This window comes from Phormidium yuhuli AB48, assembly GCF_023983615.1.
Lineage (GTDB): Bacteria > Cyanobacteriota > Cyanobacteriia > Cyanobacteriales > Geitlerinemataceae > Sodalinema > Sodalinema yuhuli.
The window spans coordinates 3295027-3317564 of record NZ_CP098611.1; the positions used below are offsets into that span (position 1 = coordinate 3295027).

Below are 22538 nucleotides of genomic sequence, written 5' to 3' on the forward strand. Positions count from 1 at the left end.
ATCACCGTGAAGTGTAGGGGGGATTCCAGCTTCCTTCAACCCCGGGATTTCGCCCCTACCGGAACGCACCGATTCCGGGACGTCTACATCTATGCCAAAACATCCGTTCCCCGATACAAATCCCCCATCGCCACCTCTAAGCCAAGACTGTCAAACCGCACCTGTTCCCCCAGGGCAGACATCCGCGAACTCCACCCCTCAACACCCCGGCTAAATACCTCCACTCGCTGCACCTCCTGGGAAATCAACACATACTCTTCCAACGATGCCAAACAGCGATAATCCTCAAATTTACTGCCTCGATCAAACTCCGACGTAGATGGTGACATCACCTCGGCAATTAACGTCGGATAACGCTTGATATACGAATCCTCCCGATCGCGTGGATCGCAGGTCACAAAGGCATCGGGATAATAATAAAACCGCTCTGCATAATTAAGCTTCACATCCCCTGAAAAAAACTGACAGCGATCGTCTGTGAAATGGAGATTAAACGCCGTCAATAGATTAATGGTAATTCGATTATGATTCGCACTCCCGCCCGCCATCGCGTACACTAACCCACAGCGAAACTCATGGCGGGTTAACGCCTGCTCCTCAAGCCGTAAATACTCCTCTGGACTAAAACCGGCAGGAATGGCAACCATCGAACTCTGGGTGATCAGCTGAACTATCTTGATCCTATCACCATGAACCCTGACAACCCCTCAGGCTCCCTCTCCCCGAGCCGTTATTGCCAAAATTCTCCCCATCCCCCCAATAATAAACCGGCCAGAGTCGATGGCGAACCATCTTCTGACCGGTTTGGCTGAACGATAGAAGGCAATGACTGCCCCGTGACTAGCCACGCTAGCGAGTTCTGCCCACGGTTTTCGCAGTTAACTTTACGCCAGGATTGCGGAACACTCGTTTTTGAACCGAAAGCAGCACCATATAGACCAAGGCGGCGTAGGCTGTCGCGAAGAGTACGGTTGTCCAATACATAATTTAACCTGAGAACCCATCTGTCTCGATTAAAACACGTTTCTCTGAAGACAAACACCCCATTTAGCATGAATATTTTATTTTATTTTAAAAAACCTGAAAATCCCCATCAAGAAAAAGACAGAAGGTTTTTAGGTTTAGTACAAAGTCAGCACAATGTACTGCTTTTGTGCTGACAAACAACCCAGCCAGAACTGAGGCGAGTTTCTGAGAGGCTTCTATCCCTCTGAGAGCGATCGCCGACGACGCCGTCCCGTCACCAGCAGTCCAAAGGCCAGCCAAAACAGCAATAAGACCCCCGTCAGCAGCAACGTCCCCACGGCCCCCAACTGCACCACCAACACCGGGGCCGCCGCTGTAAACAAGCCCCCACCCACAATCGGCTCAAAAAACAGTTGCTTATAGGCAAAACTCTCAAACCCCCCCGAACGATTCTCAGGGTCCACCATACGCAACAGGAGAATCCCCGTCGCCGTCACCCCCATGGACTGGCCCACATCGCCAATTCCCCGTTCAAACCAAAAATCCGGTAACATCCTCGGGGCCAAATACATAAACGCCAGAACATTCCAAGCAATCCCCAACAGGGCCAACAGGGCAAAGGGAATTAAGTTCTCCCCCAACGCCGTCAAGGAAATCGAGGCCAGGGCCGTAATAATCGTAATATCCAAAGCCACCCCACCGATACGCTCCATGAGCGATCGCATCACCAGAGCCTCCAGACGCAAACGCCGCAACAGCAACTGCACCAAAATTCCCCCCAGCAACGCCATCGGAAACAAAGGGATATAGCCCAACACCGTCAAGCCACCCTCTCCCCCCCAAGTTAGCTGCTCAAACGCTTTCAACCCCTCCAACATCAACCAACCGGCAGCCACGGACAAACCCACAAAGCCCAAATTCAAGGAAATCGGGTCCACCAACAAATCCGACGTTAACCGCTCCCGAGCCGCCACCAGATCAGGATGTTCCGGCGTCACCCCATATACCTCCGTTCCCGTATCCGGTTCCAGCCGCGCCGAGCGAATCAAGCCCTTGCGTCGTCCCCAGTTGGCCAAGAGAATCCCCGAGACAATCCCCGAGACAATGCCAATCGTCGCCAACCCCAGAGCCAAATCACCCCCTTCCGGGAATCCCAACTCCGTCAGGGTGTCCGCCATCCCCGCCGCCGTTCCATGGCCCCCCTCAAAACCAATCTCAATCAAAGTTCCCGCAATCGGCGACAAGCCAAACACTGGCGTTAACACCAACAATCCCAGCAACAGTCCCACCACATACTGTCCCCAGGCCAAGGTCTGACCAAAGGCCACCTGAGGCGAAGCCTTGCGCCAAATATCCCGGGGGGCCGGTAGAATTTCCCCTAAAAACAGGGTCGCAAAGACCACATTAATAAACACCCCCGGCGATTGCTGCCAAACTTGGCGGATATTGGCACTAAAGACCCCCTCCGCCAACGGAGACTCGGGTCCCATCACCTGTCCTAACACCTGTGGCCCCAGCAGCAGCGCTAAAACACCGGCCACAATGGAACTGGGAATATACAGTTGACGCAAAATCCGTAACTTCTGGCGAATCAAGCGCCCCAGCAACAGCAAAATTGCTGCCAGGACAAAGGCAAAGAAGGCATCACTCAATTGAAAGCCCGGACTGGTGGCAAGAAATAAGGGCATCGTCCTAGGAAACCATCATGGGTAGAAGGGTTCTCTCCAGCCTAAACCATTTTCTGTAGGGAGACCGCAGCATCATTGAGATGTTGGCTCCCGGCCCGAGTCTGGCTGATGCTACTGGCGGTTTCATTGGCCCCATGGTCGAGAGCTGTCATCGCTTCAGTCAGTTGTTCAATGGCGCGGGCCTGTTGTTGAGCATTGGCAGCAATCTGTTGCGAGCTAACGGCAATTTTCTGAATCGCATCCTTAACTCCCATAAATTTCTCAGCAGTTTCATGGGCAAAGCCCGTTGTATCACTCACCGCCATGGTGCTATCCTGCGCCAAGCTACTGGTGCTGTTAATAGCCGACTGAACCATCTCCACCAGGCCATCGATTTTCTCGGCCGAGTGACGGCTTTGGTCGGCCAACTTACGAATTTCCGACGCCACCACCGCAAAGCCTCGTCCAGCATCCCCGGCGCGGACGGCTTCCACTGAGGCGTTCAGGGCTAGCATATTGGTTTGATTGGCTAAATCGCTCACTAAGGAGGAGATGGTCCCAATGCGACGAATCTGCTCATTGAGATTGTCCATTTGCTGGGCCAAACTGCCGAAGCGGTCTTGGAGTTGATGGGTGCGCTCAAGGGTACGGTCAACAACGACTTCCCCGTCTTTCGCCAGTTGTAGCACGTGCTGTGCTTGGTCTTGGGCCGTCTCTGCCTGTTCGGCTGACCGTTGCGCGGAGCGGCTGAGTTCTTCCATCATGGCGGTGGATTCACTAATCGAGGCCGCCTGCTGGGATACACTGCGTTCTTGTTGTTCGACGGTTGCGGCCATTTCTGAGGAGGCGCTAACGACGGTCCTGATCACATCACTAATGCGTTGAATCAGGGGTTCTGTAATCAAGAGGCTGACCCCAACGGCAAGAATTGTAACGATGATGGCCGTTCCCAGGGTTCCTAAACCAATTGTCCTTAGCAAACTATTGGACGTAGCAAAAGCATTTTCGGCACTGGTTTCGACGACGACTAGCCAGTTTAAGGGAAAGACATCGTCGCTGCCAAAAATCGGAGAAACGGCAATGAGATATCGGTCTTGATTGCGATTTTGAACAAAACCAATTTGTCGCTGCTGGGTTTGTTGTGCTTCTTGAACCAGAGGAACATTTTGAAAACGTGTTAGGTCTATTAAATCATCTTGACTACTAAGAAAAATTCGCCCTTGGCCATCTAAAATATACTCATGATCGGTCTCATTGCTGATAATGAGGTTCTGAAATACAACCACGGGGAATCGGGCTTGAACAATTCCTATCGGCTGATTGGTCTCAAGGTTAAGAATGGGGGCTGAGATATAAATCGATAACTCCCCAGTAATCGCTGAGACCCGAGGAGGGCTCATTAAAGGACGGTTACGACTCAGAATAGCCTCAATACTGTCTGCATCCAGTTGAGTACTGGTGCTACTGCCACTAGAGCGAATCATGAGGCGACCCTGGGTGTCAAATAGAGCGATACTATCGTAGATTTGGTAGGCTTCAATAATGGTATTAAGAAAGTTTTGTTTATCTTGAGCGGTGGTGACACCAGCAATTTCAGGATTGGTAAAAATCGGTAGGCGTGAAATTGAAAAAAAATCGCCATGGCGTTCATTCATAAACCGATTCACTTTTTCGGCTACCTGCCCTCCATAGGCTTGTTTATCCCTAAAAATTTGTTGCCGCCAGGATTGATTGGTGGTGCTATAGGCAATAGCTCCTACCACAATCACTGGAATAGTTCCTAAAATCATGGCGATCGCTGCCGCCTTCCAGCGCAAACCCCGACTTTTTTCAGAAAAGATACTCGTTACTGCAAATATCATGATAGTTAAAGATAAGAAGTTAGCAAGGTTGACCTAGACAAAGGTGGCAGTCCCCTAGCGGTCAAGGACATGATTATAATGTTAGGGTAACAAATTCAAAATTCACCGAAAGACTCTTTGAGATTTGTTTAACAGAATGATAAGATATTGCAATTTTAGTGAATTTTTTTGTGATTTGATTGCTTCTCATGAGCTTTAGTGCTAAACGCCTAAGTCTTGTCGATGCCGACCCGCATTTTTAGTATTCGCCATCATGGGCCCGGATCGGCCCAAAATCTACAAGAGGCTTTAGGGGCCTGGCAACCGCAACAGCTCCTCATTGAAGGCCCCCCTGAGGCTGAAACCGTCACTGACTTAGCCCGGAGTTTGGAGCCGCCGGTGGCCCTGCTTTTGTATAGTTATGACCAACCTCAAACCTCGGTTTATTATCCTTTCACTATCTTTAGTCCAGAATGGCAAGCCTTGCAATATGGGTTACAGGTTGGCATTCCCATTCATTGGCTGGATTTGCCTCAAACCTATCAATGGGTTCGAGACCTCCCCATAGCCAGCCGGGGCCCTGCGGCCGACCCACTTCAGGTGTTGGCTCAGGCGGCGGGAGAGGGGGATGGCGATCGCTGGTGGGAAGAACTCATCGAACAGCGTCCCCCTTCTGAGGAGGTCTTTGACGCCATCCTGGAGGCCATGAGTGCCCTACGGGATGCTGTGGGCATCTCTGAGAGCGATCGCCCCCGAGAAGCCGCCATGCGCCAGACCCTGCGACGGTTGCAACGGGAGTCTCCCCAAGACCGTCTAGCGGTCATTTGTGGGGCTTGGCATGGGCCGGCCCTGAGCCAAATGCCCCCCGAGGCAGAGGATCAGGCCCAACTCGCACAGCTACAGCAGCACCTCCCCCCATCTCTCCCCAAAGTTCAAGCCACCTGGATTCCCTGGAGTTATCGCCAACTGGCTACCCAGCAAGGATATGGCGCTGGCATGGCTTCCCCCGGTTGGTATCATTACCTCTGGGAATCTCGCCATCACCCCCCAGAGGCGCGAACTCAGGGCTGGCTAACCCAGATGGCCCATTGTTTACGGGAGGCCGGCCAACCCGCCCCCACGGGCGCCATTATCGAAGCCGTGCGCCTGGCCAACAGCTTGGCGGCCCTGCGCGATCGCCCGCAACCGGGATTTAGGGAACTGCAAGACGCGGCCCAGGCGGTGATGCTGGCCGATCACCCCATTCCCCTCACTCAGTTAGCCGAGGGTCTCCTCATCAGCGATCGCCTCGGCTGGGTTCCCGACGATATCCCCACCACCCCCCTACAGCAAGACCTACAACAGCAAGCCCGCCATCTGCACCTGACCCTTGAGACCGAGTTGAGAATCCTCGATTTAGACCTACGCCGGCCTCGGGATAACCAACGCTCCCAACTCTTTCACCGGCTACTACTCCTCGGCATTCCCTGGGCGACCTTAGAGGGACAACCCGGATTAGGCACTTTCCGAGAACGTTGGCATCTCCAATGGCAACCGGATTTAGAACCTCGTCTCATTCAACGCTGCCTTTGGGGCAGTAGCCTGGAGGTGGCCGCCAGTGCCTATAGCCAGTCAGAGAGCAGCAAACTCGACCAATTACCTCTGCTGGCCGCACTTTTGGATCGACTCTTCCGCGCCAACCTACCCCACGCCATTCAGAATATCCGCGATCGCCTAGAAGCCGTCGCCGGTCAGACTCAAGACCTGACAGAGATTGCCGACACCCTACCCCCATTGGTGAGGATTATCCGTTATGGCAACCTCCAGGAGACCCAGGGAAGCGTTCTCCAACCCATCTGCGATCGCCTCATCCTACGCTGTTGTCTCAACTTCCCCAACGCCGCCCGTCATCTCAACCCCGACGCCGCCGGCCATCTGGCCCAGGCACTGCTTAGAGTCCATGGGGCGATCGCCCTCCTCCCCAACGACTCCCACCGCTCCCGTTGGCTGAGCTGCCTTCAAACCCTCCTCAACAGCCCCGAGACCGCCGGCCTCCTCAGCGGTATCAGTTGCCGCCTCCTCTTTGACCAACAGGCCCTCGACCCCGATGCCGTCCGTCACCAGCTCGCCTGGCTTCTCCAATCGAGCCACTCCCTAGAACGAGTCGCCTATTGGCTCGAAGGCTTCCTCCAGGGCAGCGGCCTCTTACTCATCCACGACGATCGCCTCCTCGGCCTGCTCGACCATTGGGTGCGATCGCTCCCCGAAGAGGAGTTCCTAACCCTACTGCCCCTGCTGCACCGCAGCTTTGCCCGCTTCAGCCCCGCAGAACGCCGCCAAATCAGCCAGAAACTGGAACAATCGGTCTCCCCCCCCACCGACCCCCCTAACGACCCTTCTGCGCCCTCTCAACCCGGACTAGGAGACCCCAACCGCAGTCGTCAGGTTCTCCCAGTCCTGGGACAGCTTCTCGGCAAACCCCCATCTCCTTCTGACCCTAGGGCATCGTCATCGGAATGAATCCCTCACCAATCACTAACTCCCGGAAACTCCCCTGGTCCGCCAAAACCGGGATTAAATGTAAATTCCAATCCGGTTCCGTCGGTAAATCAGCCCAAGGAACCGCTAACTCCAAACACTCATTCACCGCCACCTTGACCCGACTATTACGGGGAAGCCAACGATTATCAGCCGCCGCGTGCTGCATTCGGAAGGTTTCACTGAGGAGATTCACCATCAAATGGCTGGCAAAGCGGTAGTTGAGCGGGGGCTGGCTCGGCAAATCCCTTAGGGGAACGGGACTCGTGTGCATCGTCTGGTGGGGATAGTACCAGAACAAATGCAGTTCCGGGGGACAGGCTTGTCCCGGCTCCAATCCCTGGCTGAAATCCAATCTGAGATAGAAATTCAAGTGATCCAAGCCGTACCATAACCGTTGCACGGGAGTCGCCCGGTGCATGGTTCCTCGGGAGCCGCCCACGTCAATGCGTCCAGCACGCTCCCAATCCTGTTCATCCCCGACCCCATCAATCACTGGATGAATGAAGCTTTGGGGACGCATATCTCCTTTGCGTTCATGAACCTCTAGAGGCTGTTTGACGCGCTCGGGAATCGGTTCACCCAAAGCACTATATAAGGCCCCGAGATGTTCCCGGAAGAGGCGATCGAACATGGCATCTTGGTCGGAGGAATGACCTTCGCCAAACCACCAGAACCAGTCTGAGCCTTCCGCCGCATAAAGGGCTTCCCAAGCTTCAGGGTTCGCCTCTTCCGTAGCCTCGGGGTGATTGGCCAAAACCTGACGGGCCTCCGTGAGCAGGTCCCAGGCCTTGTTCTTGACGGGGTCACCAATCCAGGTAGTAAAACTTCCATCCACCCAAGAACCGCTATGGAGTTTGTCCGTGGGGAGGGTTTCCGTCGGGGGGAAGCGATCGAGAAATTCCGAGACGGTGACTAATTTGATGCCCGTCTGTCGGCTGAGGGTGCGATAGAGGGCTTCCAAGAAGGGTTTACCATCCTCTTGATAGTATTCCCAGCAGTTCTCACCATCGAGGGCAATGGTGACCAGCCAGGGTTTTTCTAAACTGGTGCCCTCCTGATTGCGGGTGAGCGATCGCGCGATCGCCTCCAAATGTCCCACCAAGTCCCCGGCCGCCGCCCGAGGATTCATGGAACCATAGGTAAAGCCAATCAAGTCCGAGAGACGGTGATCTCGGAAGACAATCGCCACATCCCCCGCCTCGGTTTTCAGGCGATAGGGACGATAGAGAAGTTCCGGTTCAAAGACATTCCCCGTTCCATCCCGGTGGAAGAAATGTTGTTTCGTCCAACCCAACACCGCCTCATCAGAACAAATCCATTGAAAGCCTTGACGAGCGATATGGGGTAGAATTGCCGGACTCACCGACTGTTCCGAGGGCCAGAGGCCACGGGGTTCTTGGCCAAAGCGATCGCAATAGAGTTTCCAGGCTTTATGGAGATGGCGGGGGATATCTTCGGGCCATTGGAAGCGTTGCTGGGGAAGTTCCATCTGGGGAACCGCCACCCGGCCCGCATTGGTATCAGCCAACAGGGGCAAGATGGGGTGAGTGTAGGGAGTGGTCATCACCTCCAGTTGCCCCGATTCCTGCATCTGGCGATGTTGAGGGACAATGCGGCTGAGAATCTCTTTTTGTTTGGAAAAAATGCGCTGGCGATCGGCTAGGGTAAAGTCCTGTCCTTGCTTTAACCAAGTTGCGATTTCCGGATCATCCCAAAAGAGGGGGTCAATCCAAGCCAAGTTATGCCAAGCCAGTAAATCGCCGAAGTCTCGGAGCTGCCAATTTTCCAGACACCAGGCCATCCCCTGGTCCTGTCGCTGGCCATAGAGTTCTCGATAGCGGGGATGGGGGTCTACCAGGGTATGGTGATTGGCATCAAAAAACCGTTCTAGGATAAATTGCTGATCATCTCGGCTGAGTTGGTCCAGAGGCGTGAGTAAGAGCTTGAGGTAGGGGTCGAGGGCTTTGCCAGAACAATAATCCTCAATCTGCAAAATCAGGGAGGGGACGAGATTCACCGTTTGGTGAAGTTGAGGAAATTGCTCCAGGAGTAAGACTAAATCGAGATAGTCCTTGGTTCCATGCAAACGCACCCAGGGGAGTCGGTACTGTTCACAATCGGGGGTACTGGCGGCACGGCTTTTATAGAGGGGTTGGTGCTGATGCCAGATAAAGGCGACATAAAGAGGGTGTGACATGGTTTTCCTGAAGGCGATGTGACCCAACTCTGGGCAAAACATTGGGGCCATCCTACCAAGGCGATCGCCCCGGCGACTGTGGCAGAAGAAACAGACCCCCAGACACCTCCCCCAGACACCCAAAAGCCGAAGACGTTATCTTCGGCTCTGGTTGGCATAGTTAATGCAGTTAGGGCTGACCCTACATGACCTGTTCAACTTCGGCAATTTCAGGAATATACTCCCGTAAGCGACGTTCGATGCCCATTTTCAGGGTCATGGCAGAACTTGGACAAGAGCCACAAGCCCCTTGCAGGCGCAATTGTACAATCGGACCTTCAATATCCATCAGTTCGACATTGCCCCCATCTGCCATCAGGTAGGGACGCAGTTCATCTAAAACTTTTTCGACGTTCTCTCTCGTCAGTGCCAGAGTTTCCATAATGATGCCTTGCAGATGTGAGTAAACAGGATTCACAGTTGTTTGCATTGTACCGTTTTCTGCTCAACCCCGTCAGCGCGATCGCCCCTTAATGAACCTGTTACCCTGGAATAAGTCCCTCACCCATCACCCCCTTAGTCAAGATGAGTCAAGAGAGTAGTAGTAAGGCACTAGCCCGAGAACTCAAACGCCACGCCGTAATTCTCGGCAGTTGTATCGCCCTGATGTGGGCAGTTCATCTCGTCAATCAGTTCCTCTTTGCCGGTTCCCTCAATAATTTCGGCATTTATCCCCGCAACCCCAACAGTCTGCGGGGAATCATCTTGATGCCCCTCCTCCACGGCAACTTTGCCCATATTCTCTCAAATACCGCTTCATTTCTGGTCTTGGGTTGGCTAGTCCTCATTCGGGGCCTGCGTCATTTTATCTGGGTGAGTCTCATTTCCATCCTCGTCAGCGGCCTAGGCATCTGGTTTTTCGGCTCCGCTGGCATTCACATCGGCGCTAGCGGTCTAATTTTCGGGTATTTCGGCTTCCTGCTTCTCTACGGCTTATTTGAACGGAGCTTACCCTCCATTGCCCTCTCGCTGATGGTCATGTTCTTCTACGGCAGCCTCATCTGGGGCATTTTCCCCGGAGATGATCCGAGAATTTCCTGGGAAGGGCATTTATTCGGCTTTATCGGCGGCGTCCTCGCGGCTAAATTCTTATCAGGGAAGTAAATCGAGCCCATCGAACCTGGCAAATCACGAAAAAACGGAGACGCGATCGTGGCCAAGAAGAAACAGAAATTCCCCCATCTGCTGGGGTCAAAATGGACGGCCATGCAGACAACCTGGGGTTGGCGACATTTCCAGGTTGTGAGTCGCAAAAACGAAGGAGGCTTCGTCTTCGCCGAACTCATGGCCTCATGCGATTGCGAGGTGCGCTTCTGGCTCAATGCCAAGATGTTAAAAAACCGCAACCAATGGCAACCCGGTTGGAAATCCCTCCAAGAACAGATGGAGTCCGAGATTCCAGAAGACGTAGAAGTCCTCAACGACTTCTAGCTTACACTCCGCCTCCCCCTCCTCTGTGTCCTCTGTGACTCCGTGGTTCCCCTCTTGCCTCTTGCCTCTTGCCTCTTGCCTCTTTCCCTCTTTTCCCCCAATGAGCCGCACAGATGTAAAATAGGTTGCCGATTGTTCTGCACGGATTGAGATTCATGCTCTCCTCAAACGATTTTAGAACAGGCTCCACCATTGAACTTGACGGTGCAGTCTGGCGTGTGGTGGAATTTCTGCACGTAAAGCCCGGTAAAGGATCTGCCTTTGTCCGGACCAAGCTCAAAAATGCCCAAACCGGAAGTGTCGTTGAACGGACGTTCCGCGCTGGGGAGACCGTTCCCCAAGCGATTCTTGATAAACGGACCATGCAACATACCTACCGGGAAGGTGAGGCCTTTGTCTTCATGGACATGGAAACCTATGAAGAAACCCGCCTCACCCCTGATCAGATTGGCGATGGCGCTAAATATCTGGCAGAGGGGATGGATGTGAACGTCATTTACTGGAATGACCAAGTGATTGAGGTGGAACTCCCCAATTCTGTGGTTTTAGAAGTGACCGAGACCGATCCCGGCGTTAAAGGAGATACGGCAACGGGGGGAACCAAACCCGCCACCGTATCTACCGGCGCTCAAGTGATGGTGCCTCTGTTTATCTCCATTGGTGAACGGATTAAAATTGATACCCGCAACGATAGTTATTTGGGGCGGGAGTAGTTTTGCTCGACGGGGAAAGGTTGCACTCTCTGGCAACCTTGCCTCAATCTCGTGCAGACATAGCTTTTCAAACGAACGGATAAAAAACAGTGCAATTGGACTTTAACCAACTTCGCGAACTCATCGCGGCTTTAGAGGGAACCGATATTTCAGAGTTCACTCTCAAGAAGGAAGACTTAGAATTAACGATTCGCAAGGGATCGGGGGTGGTGTCAGCCGCACCGGGAGTGATGACTGTTCCCCAGACGGTGGCGGCCCCTGAGCCGGCCGCGGCTGAGAGTTCGCCTCCCGCCTCGTCTCCCACCCCTCCCCCCTCGGCGGCCGCCAAATGGGTGGAAATTGTCTCGCCGATGGTGGGAACCTTCTACCGCGCTCCGGCCCCCGATGAGCCGCCATTTGTCGATGTGGGCGATCGCATCTCCAATCAGCAAACGGTCTGTATCATCGAGGCCATGAAACTGATGAATGAGGTGGAGTCAGAGGTCACCGGTGAAGTGATCGAGATTCTAGTGGAAAATGGTGAACCCGTTGAGTACAATCAGCCGTTAATGCGAGTCTTACCGGCCTAATTGCCTCGGACGGCCACCCCCAATCAGGCATCCCCCTTGGGAGTCTTAGTCTATGTTTCCCCCTGTTGGTGTTCACTCCCCTTAAACCTGTGCAGCAGCCTATACCCCAGGAAGTTACCAAACACGTCGCTGAGTATTTTAGTATCCTCAGCGAACCCATGCGCCTGAAAATTCTCAACCTGCTTCGTGATGAAGAGCGATGCGTTCAGGAACTGGTTGAAGCCACTAAAACCAGTCAGGCTAATGTTTCTAAGCATTTGAAGGTCATGCTACAAGCGGGCATCCTCAGTCGTCGCACTGAGGGAACGTCAGCCTACTATTGTGTTGAGGATGAATTAACCTTTGAGTTATGTCATCTGGTCTGCGATCGCCTCGCGGCCCGTATTGAACAACAAGCCCAACATTTTCGAGCCTTTAGCCTCTCGAACAAACCCCGCGATCGCACCGTAACGGGTGAGTCAGAGGCAGAGGCCTCCTCCTGAACGATTGGGACTCGGGAGGCGGCAGCTAACGCTTTCAAGACAGAGTGCGTTCATGAAGATTCATGGCGAGCGTCGGGCTAAATTTACGGCTCGTCGTAATTTTGGTGTATTCTGACGTTATATTAAAGCTTGGAGACCCTTTAAATTTTAAGATGTTAGATTTACTCACTTGGTTAGGTATATTTGCGGTGAGTTTGTTTGTGCTAATTAAAGCATCAGACTGGTTTATTGACTCATCGGAGGTCTTGGGAGTTTTCCTGAGACTTTCCCCATTTATTATTGGTGTTGCTATTGTTTCAGTAGGGACCTCCCTACCGGAATTGATGTCGTCTATCACGGCAGTGCAGGAGGGATCATCGGAAATCGTTTTCGGGAACGTGGTCGGCTCTAACGTCGCCAATATCTTTCTCATCACTGGAGTTGCGGCGGTTGTTGCCGGCAAAATGGAGCTTAAATATGATTTAACTAGCGTAGATTTGCCCCTATTTGTTGGCTCATCGTTTTTGCTCGCGTTAATGCTGTTTACCGGCAAATACTCTACAGGAGAAGCGGTGTTATGTCTGCTCGCTTATGGGGTTTATCTATTCTACACCATGACCACCTCCGAGGGGGATATTGGTGGAGTCATCAGCTCAGAAACGGCTGTAGAAGCTAAGGTTGAGACCCCAGTAGCCGTTGGAGGGACCGACTCAAAAAGTCCCGACGTCTCTAGTCCCTCAACCAATCTAGCTACCTCGGAGACCCCTAAAAAGGATGGGGATGACCACAGCCTCACCGGTGAAACAGACGGTGAGGCAGGAGAGCGGCAACCCTTCCCCGTCAAGGCCCTAGCCTTGCTGATTGTGAGCGTGGTGTTAATCTATTTCGGTGCCAAATACACCGTTGATTCCGTAGTCGCCCTTTCCGCATTGCTCAACATTGGCAAGGAAATCATCGCTGTCAGTGCCCTGGCCCTGGGAACCTCCTTACCGGAACTGAGTGTAAGTCTTGTCTGTGTCAAACGGGGCAGTTATGATGTGGCTGTGGGGAATGTCCTCGGCTCCAATATCTTCAACGCCCTTGTGGTGATGGCAATTCCCCGCTTCTTCGGTGCCTTGATTATCCCCAAAACCACCTTAATTGAAGGTCTGCTAGAGATGCTCTGTGGCACCATCTTAATGTTCTTCGTAGTCCAAGATAAACAGATTACTCGCTGGGAAGGCTATCTCTTTATCATCTTTTACGCCTGGTTCATTGCCCAAATTTTTGAGTTAGTCTAACCCACAGAGGCTTAGTTCCCCTCCTGTCCAGCTTAGAGGAATAGGTTGTGCAAAATACCCGTCTGAATCGGCTCGTTGATGTACTGCTGGCTCGCTTTCTCCTGTGGGCCCGCAACCCCTGGCGGCGCACGTCGTTGATTATCATCGGCTTTCTCTTGGGCTACTTCCTCGCCAATGCCATCTCGACCATTTCTGGGCAAAAAGCCTTCCTGGATATGACAGTCTCCTTTCTGATGTTGCTGCTGACGGAGGCAGTGAATTGGTTAGTCTATGCTCGCCTACGACAATCATCATTATTCTCTGACACCCTCAGCGCCATAAAGGTCGGTTTCGTGTATGGTCTATTCGTAGAAGCCTTTAAATTGGGGTCCTGATGAGCCATCTAAGCGCCATACTTGACCGTGCTATTGTGCAACTTCAGCAACAGGGAACCGTTGAAAGAGGTCTTTGTGAGGATCTCTTGGCTTGGGAACGTCAAACCCCTGAGCGTAGCCAGGCTCTTGATTTAACGGCATCACAGACGGTTGAGGGGATTCAGGAGCGGTTGCAGCAACTGGTGGCGGTTTGGGATGAGGTGGTGGCGGCTCTTCCGGGTCAACGCCAGGAGCAACTGCGAGATAATCTCTGGCGCTTATGGTTGCCCCTGGCCTGCCAATTGGCCCAACTGAGACAGGGGTCTCCCCGACCGATTGTCCAGGGAATTTTAGGGGGCCAGGGAACTGGAAAAACCACCCTGGCCACGGCTTTGACCATTATTTTGGCTCATCTGGGCTATCGAACGGTGGGAATCTCCCTCGATGACCTCTATAAACCCTATGCTGAACGACAACAACTGAAAGCCGAAGACCCTCGCCTGATTCGCCGGGGTCCCCCGGGAACCCATGATGTGGCGCTGGGGTTGCAGGTGTTGCAGCAGTTGCGCCAGGGCGCTTCTCCCGTGGCGATTCCTCGCTTTGATAAGTCGGCCTTTGCTGGAGATGGCGATCGCACGACCCCAGAAGCGGTTGAGGGCGTCGATATCATTCTCTTTGAAGGCTGGTTTGTGGGAGCCGAACCTATCAATCCTGACTGTTTTGACCGGGCCCCTGACCCCATCCGGACGGTGGAGGATAAAGCCTTTGCTCGGGATTGCAATCAACGGCTCAAGGAGTATTTGCCTCTCTGGGACTGTTGCGATCGCCTTATGGTCTTATCCCCCGTCGATTATCGTCTCAGTCAACGCTGGCGACTTCAGGCCGAACATGAGGCGATCGCCCAAGGGAAAGCGGGCCTCTCCGATGACGAAATCCGAGAGTTTGTGGACTACTTCTGGAAAGCGTTACACCCGGAGTTATTCATCACTCCCCTGATTGCCCCCAACAGCAAATCGGCCCTAGTGGTTACCCTAGAAGCCGATCATCGTATTGGCAGCATTCGGTGACCCGAGCTAGCCCCCCATCGAGTCGGCTAAGGCACGGCTAACGGCACCGAACTGGTGGTTGCTTCCCCATTCGCCGCCGCGATTTTCTCCCGTAACACCTCCAAGGCTCGGACATATTGCGGATCTCGCTCCGTCCCAATCAGGGTGCGGTCCATCCGCATCTCTTCCCGAATCTCCTCAGAAATTTCCTCTTCCACATCAGGAGGAATACCTTCTTTGTCAATATCAATGCCATTGGGAGTTAAATAGCGGGCGATGGTCACCGCCAAGCCGCCACCATTACCCACGGGACGAACCGACTGCACCAGTCCTTTCCCAAAGCTTGTCGTTCCCACCAAGACGGCGCGATCGTTATCCCGCAAAGCACCTGAGAGAATTTCACTGGCACTGGCTGAACCCCCATCAATCAGAACCACCAGAGGTTTATCCGTGAGAGCCCGACCATTGGCCCGTTGAACTTCTGCGACCCCTTGACGGTTGACCGTCGAGACAATATCTCCCTCATCAAACCACATCCGGGCAATTTCAATACTCGCTTGTAGCAGACCACCGGGATTAGAGCGTAAATCTAAGATGAAGCCCTCAATACCTTCGGCTTCCAACTCCTGAATCGCCGTCCGCATTTCATCCGCCGCCAGTTGACTGAACTGAGTCAAACGGATGTAACCCACGCCGCCGGGTAAATCGTCCTTGCGACTGTGACGCACTGGGTGAATCTCAATCCGGGCCCGGGTGATGTTAAATTCTAACTCCCGTTCACCGCGACGAATCGTCAGAACAACGTCAGTCCCAACACGACCCCGAATCAGGTTGACCGCTTCATTAATATCCATCCCCTCCGTGCTTTGACCATCAATCTGGGTAATCACGTCCTGAGATTGAATCCCCGCATCAAAAGCTGGGGTTTCTTCAATTGGGGAAATGACGATCAATTCTTGAGTTTCTTGATCCTGGGATAACTGAATGCCGACCCCAGTCAGTTCCCCGGAGGTATCAATTTGCATACTGCGAAACTCATCCGGGTCCATAAAACGGGTATAGGGATCATCGAGTTTCTCCAGCATCTCGCGAATTGCATCATAGGCGTCTTCGGAGGACTCGTAGGAGCGATCTAGAAACTCCGTACGTACGGCACGCCAATCCACCTGATTAAAGGTGGCATCGACGTAGTTTTTATCAATAATTTGCCAAACCTCATCCACCAGTTCTTTAGGACTTTCCTGGAAGAATGCTTGTCCTTTTAGATGAATGCCGGCACCAATAATCGTCACCGTGCTGAGCATGACGACGGTTGCGCCAACGACCAACCCACGAGTTGCCATGTCGATCTGCCTTAACTTCAAGAGTGTCAAAAAATGTAAAAGTATATCTGGATCCTGCTAGGCCCACTGTAACACAATCAAATTTGGGCGATCGCCCCCCCGAGCCTATTGAGGAATTGTCCCACCCCCCTAAATGTTAGCGTACTGGCCTGGCGAGCTTGGACGGCCCCCTCAGGGAGCCAGTCCGGGGCCATGGCGATCGCATTCCCTAGGGATCCATCCAGCGGCCATCGGCTTTAATCAGGTTAATTAACTCAGCCACTCCCTGGTCTTCGGGGACTTTTTTAATTTCCTCCCGACCCCGATAGAGGGAAATAAACCCCGGCTGTTTCCCCACATAGCCATAGTCAGCATCGGCCATCTCTCCCGGACCGTTGACGATGCAACCCATGACGGCAATATCGAGTCCGGTGAGGTGATGGGTCGCTTCACGCACTTCTCGCAGCACATCTTCTAGGTTAAAGAGGGTTCGCCCACAGGAGGGACAGGCCACATACTCCACCATGGTTTTCCGCAATCCCAAAGCCTGTAAGATGCTGTAGCAGACGGGGATTTCCTTCTCAGGAGCTTCCGTGAGGGAGACTCGTAGGGTATCACCAATCCCATCGGCTAAGAGCGTCCCAATGCCAGCGGTAGACTTAATGCGGCCATATTCCCCATCTCCAGCTTCGGTGACACCGAGATGGAGGGGATAGTCCATACCCAGTTCATCCATGCGATGCACCATCAAGCGATAGGCAGCCAACATCACCGGAACCCGCGAGGCTTTCAGGGAAATCACCAGATTGTAGAATTCTAGGGACTCGCAGATTTTGATAAATTCTAACGCTGACTCCACCATCCCCTCTGGGGTATCACCATAGGTAAAGAGCATCCGTTCAGCCAGGGAGCCATGATTGACCCCGATGCGCATGGCTTTATTTTGGTCTCGTAGGGAAATGACTAGAGGTTCTAGAGTTTGGCGGATTTTGGTGCCGATGTCCTGGAATTCCTGTTCTGTATACTCGTTGCGATCGCTCTTGGGTTTCTCAAACACGTAGAGACCGGGGTTAATGCGGACCTTGTCCACGTGTTTGGCCACTTCCAGGGCAATTTTCATGCCATTGTGGTGTACATCCGCAACCAACGGCACATCTTGATAGGTTTCTCGCAGTTTTTGCTTAATCTGGGCTAGGCTTTTGGCATGAGCCATACTGGGAACCGTGACCCGGACAATTTCGCAGCCAATTTCATGAAGCCGCCGAATCCCTGCCACTGATCCCTCGACATCCATGGTGTCTTCGTTGATCATGGATTGAACCACCACAGGATGACCGCCTCCAATGGTGATGTTCCCCACGGGAACAGGACGGGTTTTACGGCGACGAATTGTTGTCTCAAAGGCAGCGACCGTTGAATCGGGAGAGGTTAGGTCGCTGGTGTTGTTGGGGGAGGGGGTAGGCAATGTTTGCATGAGTTCCGATGCAGCTCGTTACGGTAGCCAGACATCTGGCAATGGGTATATTTAGTTTTACCTTGCCACAGAAAGGGACCGTCTGACAGGGTTTGGCTAGGATTACTGGATGGATGCGGCAGGCAGTAGGCAGCAGGCAGTAGGCAGTAGGTGAAAGAAGGCAGTCTTTCGACTGCCTCTTGCCTACTCCCCCCTCTTGCCTCTTGCCTCTTGCCTACTCCCCCCTCTTGCCTCTTGCCTCTTGCCTACTCCCCCCTCTTGCCTGTTCCTATGACTGACCACCCTCTCCCGTCTGAGACTTCACCCAAGGCAACGCTTTTACTGGTGGACGACCGTGTCGAGAATTTGCATCTGCTGTCACGATTGCTGTCTCGTAAGCGATATCAAACTCACACTCTCACGGATGGGGGGAAAGCGTTGAAGGTCGCCCAAGAACTTGAGCCTGATTTAATTCTTTTAGATGTCAATATGCCAGGCATCGATGGCTTTGAGGTCTGTCGTCGCCTCAAGGCAAACCCGGAAACAGAAGGCATCCCCGTCATCTTCGTGAGTGCGTTGGATAATGTGATTGATAAGGTGAAAGCCTTTGCCGCCGGTGGGGTCGATTACATTACCAAGCCGTTCCAGCTCGCTGAGGTCTTGGCTCGCATTGATAATCAACTCAAACTTAAGCAACTTCAGGCACAGTTAGAGGCTCAAAATGCCCGGCTTCAGGCAGAAGTGCGCGATCGCCTCCAAGCGGAGGAGGCACTTCGACAGCAGGAACAGTATTTACGCTTGGTTTTAGATAATATCCCCCAACAGGTCTTTTGGAAAGATACGAATTTGGTATTTAGGGGCTGCAATAAAAATTGGTCTGATGCCGCTCAGCTTACCTCCCCTGAAGATATCATTGGCAAAACAGATTATGATTTATTTGCCGACTCCACTATTGCTGAGCAATTTAGATCCCAAGATCGCCAAATCATTGAAACAAATTGTCCTGATTTACATCGAATTGCTAAAAAACAAAAACCGGATGCTGAGGGCAGACCCATTTGGTTAGATATTAACAAGTTACCCATTCATGATAATAATGGCGACGTTGTTGGTGTTTTAGGAGTTCTAGAGGATATAACACAACGAAAATTGGCGGAAGAAGCGCTACAAGCAGAAAAGCAAAAATCAGAGCATTTATTGCTAAATATTTTGCCAAAGCCGATTGTCGATCGCTTAAAGCAACTTGAGAGTGCGATCGCTGACCGCTTTGATGATACAACAGTCCTCTTTGCTGATATTGTGGGCTTTACAGCTCTTTCCTCAGATGTTCCTCCAGTGGAGGTGGTCAATCTCCTTAACGAAATTTTTTCAATGTTTGACCGTCTCGCTGATAGACATGGACTGGAAAAAATCAAAACGATTGGGGATGCCTATATGGTAGCGGGCGGATTGCCAATTCCACGCTCCGATAGCCCAGAAGCTGTGGCGAATATGGCGTTAGATATCTTAGACGCAATGGCACAATTTCAGCCCAGAAGCAAGTTTCCGTTGCAAATTCGCATTGGCATGAATACAGGGCCTGTCGTGGCTGGAGTGATTGGGATTAAGAAGTTTATTTATGATTTATGGGGAGATACAGTGAATGTGGCCAGTCGTATGGAATCTACCGGTGTCCCTGGACGGATTCAGGTGTCTGAAAATACTTATCTACGGCTACAACAATCCTTTGAACTTGAGGAACGAGGACTCACTCCCATTAAAGGCAAAGGACTCCTGAAGACGTATTGGTTAGTGGGCAGAAAAAACTGAAATAATCCAAAATAAACTCAGAAAAAAGTTCCAGAAACAAATATTTCCATATTTTCTTAAGAAATGGTGCTGTGGTTAGACTTTGAACTTTGGTTAACGTTTTAGAGACACCCCCAAAGAAAAGGAGTATGATAATGGTGTTTGTATGAGGTTTCAGTTAGAGTTGATAGGTCGGATATTGTCTTAAGGCAATGAGATATATTCCCGATAGTTGAACAATTCACTGTACCTTCTCTGCCAGGATATGAGGTGAGTTAGGATGTTTTCATTGAAGCAGCAAAGAATCCGGACTTGGATTATTGGTGGCTATGCAGTTCCCATTGTACTCTCTCTGCTGTCATTCGTCATGGTTTGGAACAATGTCCGGACCTTACAGCAGGAAGCGGAGCAAGTTGAAGAATTTATTGAAAATGATCGCATTGTCGATCGCCTGGAGTTGAACGCCCAAGTCCTTTCGCGAACGTTACGGGGCTACTTACTAGAGCCAAGTGCCATCTCCGTTAATACCTATAACGAGGCACGGCAGAATTTTTATGCCGATGTGCCACTGCTACGGGAGCGGTTGCGGGGACGGCCAGAGTTAGAACAGTTGGAAGACATGGTTGAGGCGATTGATCAACTCGTTGAAACCCACCGTGGTATTTTTCTTCAGGTTGAGGCGGGCGATCGCGATGGGGCGATTGAGAGTTGGAGTCAACTGCGGGGACGGGCCCAAGCTGAGGAGATTCAGGCCCTCTTCACGGACTTCAGTGAACGGGAAAAATCATTAGTTCTAGAGAGTCAAGTCGCCCAGCAAGAGTCACTAGAAGTCTTGATTGTGACGACCATCACCTTTACCGTCCTAACCTTGGGGCTCTCTGGCTTAGTGGGTTGGTGGGTCATTAGTCGTATTACCCGACAGATGAACGACGCCGCCAGTTCCGTGGCCAGTTCCTCAATGGAAATTGCCGCAACGATGGAACAACAAGAACGCACGGCCAGCCAGCAAGCGGCATCGGTGAACGAAACGACAACCACCATGGATGAACTGGGAGCCTCAGCTCGTCAGGTGATGACTCAGGCGGAATCGGCCACGGGAAGTGCTAATCAAGTGTTAAGTCAAGCGGATAATGGCACTCGTGCGGTGGAAGAAACCCTACAGACCATGTATTCTCTCAAAGACCGGGTCTCGGCGATCGCCCAACAGATTTTGCGCCTGAGCGAGCAAACAAACCAAATTGGTAACATTTCCAATCTGGTGAGTGATTTAGCCAACCAAACCAACATGCTGGCCCTCAATGCTGCCGTGGAAGCGGTGCGGGCGGGAGAGCATGGTAAGGGCTTCTCTGTGGTGGCCAGTGAAATCCGTAAGCTGGCCGATCAGAGTAAGAAATCCGCCGAGAAAATTAACACCCTTGTCGAAGACATCCAGAATGCCATCAATACCACCGTCATGGTGACCGACGAAGGCACAAAAAGCGTCGAATCGGGGGTACAAGTGAGTCAGAATACCTCCCATGCCTTTGCCGGGGTTCGAGAGGGAATTAACCAAGTGGTGATGAGCAACCAGCAAATTACCCTCACCCTCAAACAACAGGTGAATGCGGTGGAACAGGTCATTGAAGCCATGACCGTTCTCAATGTCGCGGCCCAGGAAACCGCCACGGGGATTACCCAAGTGAAAGAAGGAACCCAACGGCTCAATCAGGCGGCTGTTTCTCTGAAGGACTTGGTTTAAGAACTGGGGGTTTCCGAGGGCTGTTCCCCGGGGGTGGGGGTTGTGGCCCGGGGGGAGCGTCCTAGTCCTAGGGCGGGTAGTACGGTCTCTTTAAGATAGGAGGCGATCGCCACCAGGAGAATAATCAGCAATGCCCCAATCCCAATAGGACTCGGAACCCAGAAATCTACCTCCAGATGTTGGGTTTCTCCCGGTTCCAAGGGCCAAATCAGGGTGGTCTCCTCAAAGGTGGGTGAGTTGGGGCCAGAAACGGTGGCGAGTTGGGCTCCCCAGGGGGTTATGAGGCGGAAGCTCAAATCCACAAGTCCTGTGGGACTAATGAGCAGATTTCCCTCGGTGGAGAGAACCCCCAAGGCCCGCAAATCCACATCTAAGCTGAGGTGGTTGGAGATGGCAAAAATGAAGTTTTGTTGATCTAAAGTCAGATGGGTTTCCAATTCGGGGATCTCCTGGGTTGGGTCCGGGGTGGGCCCATGAGAGTCCAGCGGGTTAAAGAACTGTTCAAACTTATAGACCAGGTCATCACCATTATTGAAGGGAATCACCACCCGCCAGCGGCGATCGCCGATTTGTTGTGTTGAACCTTGTAGCGATCGCGCTCGTCGTTTCAGACTCTCCGTCCACCGGTCTACGGTCGTGCCGCTAAGGTTGACAAATCGTTGCGATAAGGTGACATCCTGGATAATGTCTCCATGGGTTTGGCTGTCGAAGTGAATCCCCACATCGTAGCGGACACATCCCGACAACAACAGGGCCGTGAGGGTGGCGATGATAAGAGGTCGCGATCGCCGCACCCGACCCAGTCGTGAGAACAGGGCCGCCGCGATCGCCGCATAAATTGGGGTAAGAACAGACTTAAGAAAATTCACCAACTTTCACAGGAGTAGTTTCCTTGATTTTACGCCCTTCTGGGGCAGGGCCGAGCCTTTTGCTGGATGATTCCCCAGGATCTGCTTTGCCAAACTTGAACGGACAATGCCAAAATAGAACCATAGAGCCAATGCCAATTCTCTGCATCTGCCCCACTCGTCTCCGGTGACCCTAGCCCGGGCCTCGCGTTTGCCCTTCAAGGTTGGGCTGGCTACGGTCTAGGGTGTTGTTGCCGGAAGCCTACCCCGCCATTAGTCCGTCTGCCTTGACCGCAGCCGTCACAG

Annotated in this window: 19 protein-coding genes; 11 read left to right on the forward strand and 8 right to left on the reverse strand. The window is 52.5% G+C overall.

Annotated features, from left to right (window positions below; genetic code table 11):
* Nucleotides 1-89: 89 nt before the first annotated feature.
* The 3 genes from NEA10_RS14110 to NEA10_RS14120 form a co-directional block, all read right to left on the reverse strand.
* Nucleotides 90-647, reverse strand: coding sequence for a Uma2 family endonuclease (locus NEA10_RS14110; protein ID WP_252661464.1), 558 nt, complete (start codon nucleotides 645-647; stop codon nucleotides 90-92).
* A 555-nt stretch (nucleotides 648-1202) separates the two neighbouring features.
* The gene (locus NEA10_RS14115; protein WP_252661465.1) at nucleotides 1203-2654 is read right to left on the reverse strand and encodes a sodium/glutamate symporter; all 1452 of its coding nucleotides are present in this window, start codon (nucleotides 2652-2654) and stop codon (nucleotides 1203-1205) included.
* 41 nt (nucleotides 2655-2695) lie between these two features.
* Entirely contained in the window at nucleotides 2696-4495 is a 1800-nt protein-coding gene (locus NEA10_RS14120) for a methyl-accepting chemotaxis protein (protein WP_252661467.1), read from the reverse strand.
* 222 nt (nucleotides 4496-4717) lie between these two features.
* On the opposite strand from NEA10_RS14120, the gene NEA10_RS14125 reads away from it, so the two are divergent.
* The gene (locus NEA10_RS14125) at nucleotides 4718-6973 is read left to right on the forward strand and encodes a DUF5682 family protein (RefSeq protein WP_252661469.1); all 2256 of its coding nucleotides are present in this window, start codon (nucleotides 4718-4720) and stop codon (nucleotides 6971-6973) included.
* On the opposite strand, the gene NEA10_RS14130 is transcribed toward NEA10_RS14125, so the two are convergent.
* Both NEA10_RS14130 and NEA10_RS14135 read right to left on the reverse strand, forming a co-directional pair.
* The gene (locus NEA10_RS14130) at nucleotides 6951-9191 is read right to left on the reverse strand and encodes a glycoside hydrolase family 57 protein (RefSeq protein WP_252661471.1); all 2241 of its coding nucleotides are present in this window, start codon (nucleotides 9189-9191) and stop codon (nucleotides 6951-6953) included. The two genes, NEA10_RS14125 and NEA10_RS14130, sit on opposite strands and share 23 nt — an antisense overlap.
* A 181-nt stretch (nucleotides 9192-9372) precedes the next feature.
* Nucleotides 9373-9612 carry a NifU family protein gene (locus tag NEA10_RS14135; protein ID WP_252661473.1) on the reverse strand — a complete coding sequence of 80 codons (240 nt, stop codon included), beginning with the start codon at nucleotides 9610-9612 and terminating at the stop codon, nucleotides 9373-9375.
* 143 nt (nucleotides 9613-9755) lie between these two features.
* On the opposite strand from NEA10_RS14135, the gene NEA10_RS14140 reads away from it, so the two are divergent.
* From NEA10_RS14140 to NEA10_RS14175, 8 genes are all read left to right on the forward strand, one after another.
* A complete protein-coding gene (locus NEA10_RS14140; RefSeq protein WP_252661475.1) occupies nucleotides 9756-10334 on the forward strand; it encodes a rhomboid family intramembrane serine protease in 579 nt (192 codons plus the stop codon).
* Between the two features lie 48 nt (nucleotides 10335-10382).
* Nucleotides 10383-10661 (forward strand): TIGR02450 family Trp-rich protein, encoded by a 279-nt coding sequence (locus NEA10_RS14145; protein WP_374111771.1) that lies wholly within the window; start codon nucleotides 10383-10385, stop codon nucleotides 10659-10661.
* Nucleotides 10662-10816: 155 nt separating this feature from the next.
* Entirely contained in the window at nucleotides 10817-11374 is a 558-nt protein-coding gene (efp, locus tag NEA10_RS14150; protein WP_252661477.1) for an elongation factor P, read from the forward strand.
* An 89-nt stretch (nucleotides 11375-11463) separates the two neighbouring features.
* On the forward strand, nucleotides 11464-11943 hold the full coding sequence (gene accB, locus NEA10_RS14155) for an acetyl-CoA carboxylase biotin carboxyl carrier protein (RefSeq protein ID WP_252661479.1): 480 nt from the start codon (nucleotides 11464-11466) through the stop codon (nucleotides 11941-11943).
* Nucleotides 11944-12032: 89 nt separating this feature from the next.
* Nucleotides 12033-12425, forward strand: a complete 393-nt coding sequence (locus NEA10_RS14160; RefSeq protein WP_252661488.1) for an ArsR/SmtB family transcription factor — start codon at nucleotides 12033-12035, stop codon at nucleotides 12423-12425.
* Nucleotides 12426-12577: 152 nt separating this feature from the next.
* A complete protein-coding gene (locus NEA10_RS14165; RefSeq protein WP_252661496.1) occupies nucleotides 12578-13684 on the forward strand; it encodes a calcium/sodium antiporter in 1107 nt (368 codons plus the stop codon).
* Between the two features lie 47 nt (nucleotides 13685-13731).
* Nucleotides 13732-14058, forward strand: coding sequence for a DUF565 domain-containing protein (locus NEA10_RS14170; RefSeq protein ID WP_252661498.1), 327 nt, complete (start codon nucleotides 13732-13734; stop codon nucleotides 14056-14058).
* Nucleotides 14058-15104 carry a glycerate kinase gene (locus NEA10_RS14175; RefSeq protein ID WP_252661500.1) on the forward strand — a complete coding sequence of 349 codons (1047 nt, stop codon included), beginning with the start codon at nucleotides 14058-14060 and terminating at the stop codon, nucleotides 15102-15104. The genes NEA10_RS14170 and NEA10_RS14175 overlap by 1 nt, the downstream gene beginning before the upstream one ends.
* Before the next feature lie 26 nt (nucleotides 15105-15130).
* Here NEA10_RS14175 and ctpC read toward each other — a convergent pair whose 3' ends face one another.
* Both ctpC and ispG read right to left on the reverse strand, forming a co-directional pair.
* On the reverse strand, nucleotides 15131-16432 hold the full coding sequence (ctpC, locus tag NEA10_RS14180; protein WP_445164670.1) for a carboxyl-terminal processing protease CtpC: 1302 nt from the start codon (nucleotides 16430-16432) through the stop codon (nucleotides 15131-15133).
* Between the two features lie 202 nt (nucleotides 16433-16634).
* Nucleotides 16635-17879 carry a (E)-4-hydroxy-3-methylbut-2-enyl-diphosphate synthase gene (gene ispG / locus NEA10_RS14185; protein ID WP_252661508.1) on the reverse strand — a complete coding sequence of 415 codons (1245 nt, stop codon included), beginning with the start codon at nucleotides 17877-17879 and terminating at the stop codon, nucleotides 16635-16637.
* A 270-nt stretch (nucleotides 17880-18149) separates the two neighbouring features.
* On the opposite strand from ispG, the gene NEA10_RS14190 reads away from it, so the two are divergent.
* Both NEA10_RS14190 and NEA10_RS14195 read left to right on the forward strand, forming a co-directional pair.
* Nucleotides 18150-19667 (forward strand): adenylate/guanylate cyclase domain-containing protein, encoded by a 1518-nt coding sequence (locus tag NEA10_RS14190; RefSeq protein WP_252661510.1) that lies wholly within the window; start codon nucleotides 18150-18152, stop codon nucleotides 19665-19667.
* Nucleotides 19668-19926: 259 nt separating this feature from the next.
* On the forward strand, nucleotides 19927-21384 hold the full coding sequence (locus NEA10_RS14195) for a methyl-accepting chemotaxis protein (RefSeq protein ID WP_252661513.1): 1458 nt from the start codon (nucleotides 19927-19929) through the stop codon (nucleotides 21382-21384).
* Here NEA10_RS14195 and NEA10_RS14200 read toward each other — a convergent pair.
* Nucleotides 21381-22253, reverse strand: a complete 873-nt coding sequence (locus tag NEA10_RS14200) for a DUF3153 domain-containing protein (RefSeq protein WP_252661515.1) — start codon at nucleotides 22251-22253, stop codon at nucleotides 21381-21383. The genes NEA10_RS14195 and NEA10_RS14200 overlap by 4 nt on opposite strands.
* Nucleotides 22254-22538 lie beyond the last annotated feature (285 nt).

Bases quoted from the DNA above. Each gene is read 5' to 3' on its own strand.
- NEA10_RS14110 (WP_252661464.1), bottom strand. From the start codon at position 647: ATGGTTGCCATTCCTGCCGGTTTTAGTCCAGAGGAGTATTTACGGCTT.
- NEA10_RS14115 (WP_252661465.1), bottom strand. From the start codon at position 2,654: ATGCCCTTATTTCTTGCCACCAGTCCGGGCTTTCAATTGAGTGATGCC.
- NEA10_RS14120 (WP_252661467.1), bottom strand. From the start codon at position 4,495: ATGATATTTGCAGTAACGAGTATCTTTTCTGAAAAAAGTCGGGGTTTG.
- NEA10_RS14125 (WP_252661469.1), top strand. From the start codon at position 4,718: ATGCCGACCCGCATTTTTAGTATTCGCCATCATGGGCCCGGATCGGCC.
- NEA10_RS14130 (WP_252661471.1), bottom strand. From the start codon at position 9,191: ATGTCACACCCTCTTTATGTCGCCTTTATCTGGCATCAGCACCAACCC.
- NEA10_RS14135 (WP_252661473.1), bottom strand. From the start codon at position 9,612: ATGGAAACTCTGGCACTGACGAGAGAGAACGTCGAAAAAGTTTTAGAT.
- NEA10_RS14140 (WP_252661475.1), top strand. From the start codon at position 9,756: ATGAGTCAAGAGAGTAGTAGTAAGGCACTAGCCCGAGAACTCAAACGC.
- efp (WP_252661477.1), top strand. From the start codon at position 10,817: ATGCTCTCCTCAAACGATTTTAGAACAGGCTCCACCATTGAACTTGAC.
- NEA10_RS14165 (WP_252661496.1), top strand. From the start codon at position 12,578: ATGTTAGATTTACTCACTTGGTTAGGTATATTTGCGGTGAGTTTGTTT.
- NEA10_RS14175 (WP_252661500.1), top strand. From the start codon at position 14,058: ATGAGCCATCTAAGCGCCATACTTGACCGTGCTATTGTGCAACTTCAG.
- ispG (WP_252661508.1), bottom strand. From the start codon at position 17,879: ATGCAAACATTGCCTACCCCCTCCCCCAACAACACCAGCGACCTAACC.
- NEA10_RS14190 (WP_252661510.1), top strand. From the start codon at position 18,150: ATGACTGACCACCCTCTCCCGTCTGAGACTTCACCCAAGGCAACGCTT.
- NEA10_RS14195 (WP_252661513.1), top strand. From the start codon at position 19,927: ATGTTTTCATTGAAGCAGCAAAGAATCCGGACTTGGATTATTGGTGGC.